Here is a 4,901-nt window from a genome sequence, read left to right on the forward strand (position 1 = left end):
ATCGTCGAAGTTGCCATAGCGCGCGCCCACCTGTTCGCGCAGGGCCTGCACCAGGGCATCCACGCGGCCGGCGTCGACCAGCACGTAGTCCGGGGCGATGCAGGTCTGCCCGGCGTTGAACCACTTGCCCGTCGCCAGCCGCGCGGCGGCGGCCTCCAGCGGGTAGTCGGTGGCCACCACCGCCGGCGACTTGCCGCCCAGCTCCAGCGTCAGCGGCGTCAGGTGCTGCGCGGCCGCGGCCATCACCTTGCGGCCCACGGTGGTGGAGCCGGTGAACACCAGGTGGTCCAGCGGCAACGCGGAGAATGCCGCCGCCACGCCCGCATCGCCCTGTACCACGCTCACGCGCTCGGGCGGGAACACCTCGGCCAGCAATGACTGCAGGAAGGCAGATGTCTGCGGCGTGTGTTCGGAAGGCTTGAGCAGCACGTGGTTGCCGGCCGCGATCGCGGTGGCCAGCGGCACCAGCGCGAGGTTGACCGGGTAGTTCCACGGCGAGATCACGCCGACCACGCCCACCGGCACCGCGCGCACCTGTGCCCGCGCCGGCCAGAACCGCCAGCCCACGCCCACGCGCTCGGGTTTCATCCAGCCGCGCAGGTGCGCGAGCAGGTGGTCGATCTCGCCGGTGACGGTCATGCCATCGGCGATCACCGATTCATGCCGGGAACGATGGCCGAAGTCGGCGGCGATGGCATCGCTCATCTGGCCGATGCGCGCCTTGAACGCGGCGCGCAGGCGCTGCAGGTCGTCACGGCGCTGGGCATGGTCCGGGCGCTTGTCCATCCACGCCTGGCGCAGCCGCGCCAGCGTCACCTGCAGGTCCTGATCCGGCGACCCCACTGCATTCATCGGCATCTCTCCCTTGGGACGGGAGGGGCCAGTGCGCGTTCCGGGCTGTGCGGAGTTCCGCATCGGTCACCGGCGTTTCGTGCTATCGGCCCTGCCCCGCCATCAACACCATGAAAAAAGGCGCATTGCGCGCCACCGCACGGCGGCATCAGACCGCCAACCAGACACCACGCTCGGGAGGGAGTATGAGGGGTTTGCCACAACGCTGCACCATCGCCACGGCCATCGGCCTGGCATTGTTACCCGGACTGTCGCTGGCCCAGCAGGCCACGAACGAGGCCGGGGCCAGGACCCTGGACAAGGTGGAAGTGACCGGGTCGCGGATCAAGCGCACCGAGATCGAGGGGATCGATCCGGTGCAGATGATCACTGCCGAGGACCTGGAGCACCAGGGCTTCGCCAACGTCTATGACGCACTGTCCAACATCACCGCCAACACCGGTGTGTTCGTCGGCGAGGAGAACACCAACAACTTCAACGCCAACGCGCAGGCACTGAACCTGCGCGGCTTCGGCCCCGGCTACACGCTGGTGCTGCTCAATGGCCGCCGCATCCCCATGCTGCCCAAGCCGGCCGGCACGGTCAGCGGCAACGTCACCAACCTGGCGATGATCCCGACCTCGGCGGTGGACCGGGTCGAGATCCTGACCAGCGGTGCCTCGGCGATCTATGGTTCCGATGCGGTGGCCGGCGTGGTCAACGTGATCCTCAAGGACAAGGTCGAGGGCACCACGCTGTCCTACCGCCACGGCGACACCGTGCACGGCGGCGGCCGGTCCGAGCGGGTGTCGGTGACCACCGGCTTCGAGTTCGGCGACACCCAGGTGACCGCCGGCCTGGAATGGGACCGACGCTGGCCGATCCAGGGCAACCAGCGCCGCTGGTTCGCCTCGCCGGACCGCTCGCCCGACCCGGACTACCGCGACCCCACCCAGGTCATGTCGTTCTGGGACCGCGAGAGCGGCTGGGACCTGCTGGACATCAGTGGCCGCTGCGACCCGCTCGGCTACGTGCCGGCCAAGCCCGGCAGCGCCACCGGCCCGGAGCGCTACTGCGGTGACAACGACTTCGACAGCTACACCGTGCGCAACGGCCGCAAGCGCCTGTTCGGCTTCCTCAACGCCACCCATGCGCTGGGCGAGCACGAGCTGTACGCCACCGCGCTGAGCACGCGCTCGCGCGCCGATGCCGGCATGTACCGCTACGGCTACGCGGTCGACTACGAGGTGGTGGACGACATGCAGGCCGCGCAGCCCAACGCGGTGGCCTGGCGCCATGCCTACCGCACCTTCCGCAACAACGAGTTCCCGGGCAGCAACCAGAAGTTCAAGGAGAACAACGACGTCATCATCGCCGGCATCCGCGGTGCGGTGGGCCGCTTCGACTACAGCCTGAACTACAACTACGGCCGCTATCGCTACCGCGACACGATCGAGCGCTTCAACGACAAGGCGATGATGGGCCTGCTGTTCGGCGAGGAAGGCCGCGACTGGTCGCTGCCGTGGGCCGGCAGCCGTTGGGTGCGCGTGGGCGCCGGCAGCCTGGACGCCAACCTGATGCCCAACGGCAACATCGACTTCTTCGGCCAGCTGTCGCCGGAAGTGTTCCGCGACGTCATGCACACCTCGGTGGGCGACGGGCGCTCCACCTCGCAGTCGTTCACCGCCGACCTGTCCGGCAACCTGTTCGACCTGCCGGCCGGGCCGCTGGCGTTCGCCGCGGTGGCCGAAGCCACCCGCGACAGCTACCGCTTCATCACCGACCAGCCCACCGTCGATGGCGACATCTACGGCTGGAGCGGCATCCGTGGCAGCGGCAAGCGCAACCACTACGCGGTGGGCACGGAGTTCTCGGTGCCGCTGCTGGCGGCCGGCTCGGGCTTTGGCCAGTGGGATGCCAAGCTGGCCGCACGCTACGACCACTACGACGACGCCTCGGACGTCGGCGGCGCCTTCACCTGGCAGGCCGGGCTGAGCTGGCGCCCCAGCGACTGGCTGCTGCTGCGCGCCTCGCACGCGACCTCGTTCCGCGCGCCGGACATGCACGTGATGTTCGCCGAACGCAGCTCGGCCTATACCAGCGGCGTGGATTACCTGAGCTGCGTGCAGCAGGAAGGCCTGCAGCGCGGCCAGAGCTGGCAGGGCTGCGGTGACGACTATGGCACCGGCTCGATCCGCCAGTACTCCGAGGGTGACCCGGGGCTGCACGAGGAAAAGGGCAGCAGCGACACCCTCGGCATGGTCGCGCAGATCGGCCAGAACCACTCCTTCACCCTGGACTGGTACCGCATCAAGCTGGAGGAGCAGGTCGGCCTGATCGGCGCCGACGCGGTGCTGCGCTATGCCGCCGAATGCGCGCTGGGCTTCGATGCACAGGGCCTGGACGTGGACCCGAACTCGCCCAAGTGCCAGACCATGCTGGCGCGCGTGCAACGCGGGGGCCGCAACGACAGCGTGCTGTCGGTGATCACCAGCCCGTTCAACACCGGCATGTACCAGCAGAATGGCATCGACGCGAGCTGGAGTTCCACCCTGCCCACCGACCATTGGGGCCGTTTCTCCGCACGCATCGGCTATACGCACATCCTCAAGACGCTCAGCCGCTACCTGCCCGAGGACGCCGTGGAGAACATCCGCGACCGGCAGTGGAACAGCGAGTTCCGCACCCGCTCGAACATGACCCTGGGCTGGGACTACAAGCGCTTCTCCAGCTACCTGCACTTCAACCGCCTGGGTTCCTCGCCGGTGCGCTGGGCCGACAGCTACGAGCGCTTCAGGCCGTGGATGACGGTGAACCTGTCGCTGGCCTACCGCGCCACCGAGCAGCTGTCCTTCAACCTGGCGGTGGTCAACCTGTTCGACAAGACACCGTACCGGCATGCCTCGGAGAAGTGGTGGCCGTACGCGGACATCACCAAGTACAACCCGGTGGGGACGGAGTACTTCATGACCGTGGAATACAAGCTGTAACAAGCGGTCCGCGTTTCCCTTCCGCCACCGCGGTGCGTTCTCGCCGCGGTGGTTTTTTTTGCACGTGGAACGCCCCAGATAGGACGCGGACATGCCTGGCTCGCCGCCGCAGCAGCACGGCCTGCGGGACAACCGGTCTTCTGCGCCGGCGTGCAGGGACCTTCCCCGGCGGTGCAAGGTGCCGGCTACCGCAACGACAGCGCAAGGCCGCCAGCCGGCGTTGCGGGCATATCGGCGGTGTTTCCCGTGAGGTGCATGGCATGGCGTGGCGTGCAGGCAACCGACCTGCGCCATCCTCTACTGCCGCGTGTGCCGGCTCGGCAGCGACCGCCGCGCGGTCGATCGCCGCGCAGCGGCGGGCATACCGGCAAGCCTGCAATCCGGTGCTTCAATGCAGATCGCCGCCGGACTGCACCCAGGGCAGCCGGCGGCGATGTGTCGGGACAGGCGATCGTGACCGCGCGGCCGCGAGGGGTGCGTCAGCGCGTGCCCTGCTGGTTCCAGTCCGGCGTGGACAACCCGCGCAGGTGGCGCACGAAGAAATCGAACTTGCGGCGCTGGATGTAGTCCACCGGCTCCTGCGAACGGCCCACGCCATGCCCGGTGCCCGGCACCGTGAGCAGGTCGAAGTCCTTGCCGGCACGGATCAGCGCATCGGCCACCTGGTAGGTCGAGGCCGGGTCCACGTTCTCGTCCTGTTCGCCCACGATCAGCAGCAGCTTGCCCTGCATCCGATGCGCGTTGTCCACGCCCGAGGCGCGGCTGTAACTGGCATCCACCGGCCAGCCCAGCCATTGCTCGTTCCAGCTGAGCTTGTCCATGCGGTTGTCGTAACAGCCGTTGTAGGCCACCGCCACGGTGTAGAACTCCGGGTGGAACTGCAGCGCGTTGAGCGCGTTCTGGCCACCGGCCGATGCGCCGTAGATGCCGACGCCGCCACTGATGTCATAGGAAGGATCACGCGCGGCCATGGCCTTGTGCCAGGCGATGCGGTCCGGGAAGCCGGCATCGCCCAGGTTCTTCCAGGCCACGTCGTGGAAGGCCTTGGAACGGTTCATGGTGCCCATGCCGTCGATCTCG

3 protein-coding genes are annotated in these 4,901 nt (G+C 68.1%); 1 reads left to right on the forward strand and 2 read right to left on the reverse strand.

Annotated features, from left to right (window positions below):
* On the reverse strand, window positions 1-852 hold an 852-nt coding region (locus VA603_RS19055), incomplete at its 3' end, for an aldehyde dehydrogenase family protein (RefSeq protein WP_323439763.1).
* 185 nt (window positions 853-1,037) lie between these two features.
* On the opposite strand from VA603_RS19055, the gene VA603_RS19060 reads away from it, so the two are divergent.
* Window positions 1,038-3,821: a TonB-dependent receptor plug domain-containing protein gene (locus VA603_RS19060; RefSeq protein WP_323439764.1), complete on the forward strand. Its 2,784-nt coding sequence runs from the start codon at window positions 1,038-1,040 to the stop codon at window positions 3,819-3,821.
* A gap of 479 nt (window positions 3,822-4,300) precedes the next feature.
* Here the strand turns inward: VA603_RS19060 and VA603_RS19065 are convergent.
* Window positions 4,301-4,901 (reverse strand): prolyl oligopeptidase family serine peptidase (locus VA603_RS19065; RefSeq protein WP_323439765.1); only part of this gene is annotated, 601 nt, incomplete at its 5' end.

It is taken from the genome of Stenotrophomonas capsici, from assembly GCF_034961085.1.
GTDB lineage: Bacteria > Pseudomonadota > Gammaproteobacteria > Xanthomonadales > Xanthomonadaceae > Stenotrophomonas > Stenotrophomonas capsici.

What these genes read in the sequence shown, in the direction of transcription:
- VA603_RS19060 (WP_323439764.1), top strand. Translation starts at nt 1,038, where the DNA reads ATGAGGGGTTTGCCACAACGCTGCACCATCGCCACGGCCATCGGCCTG.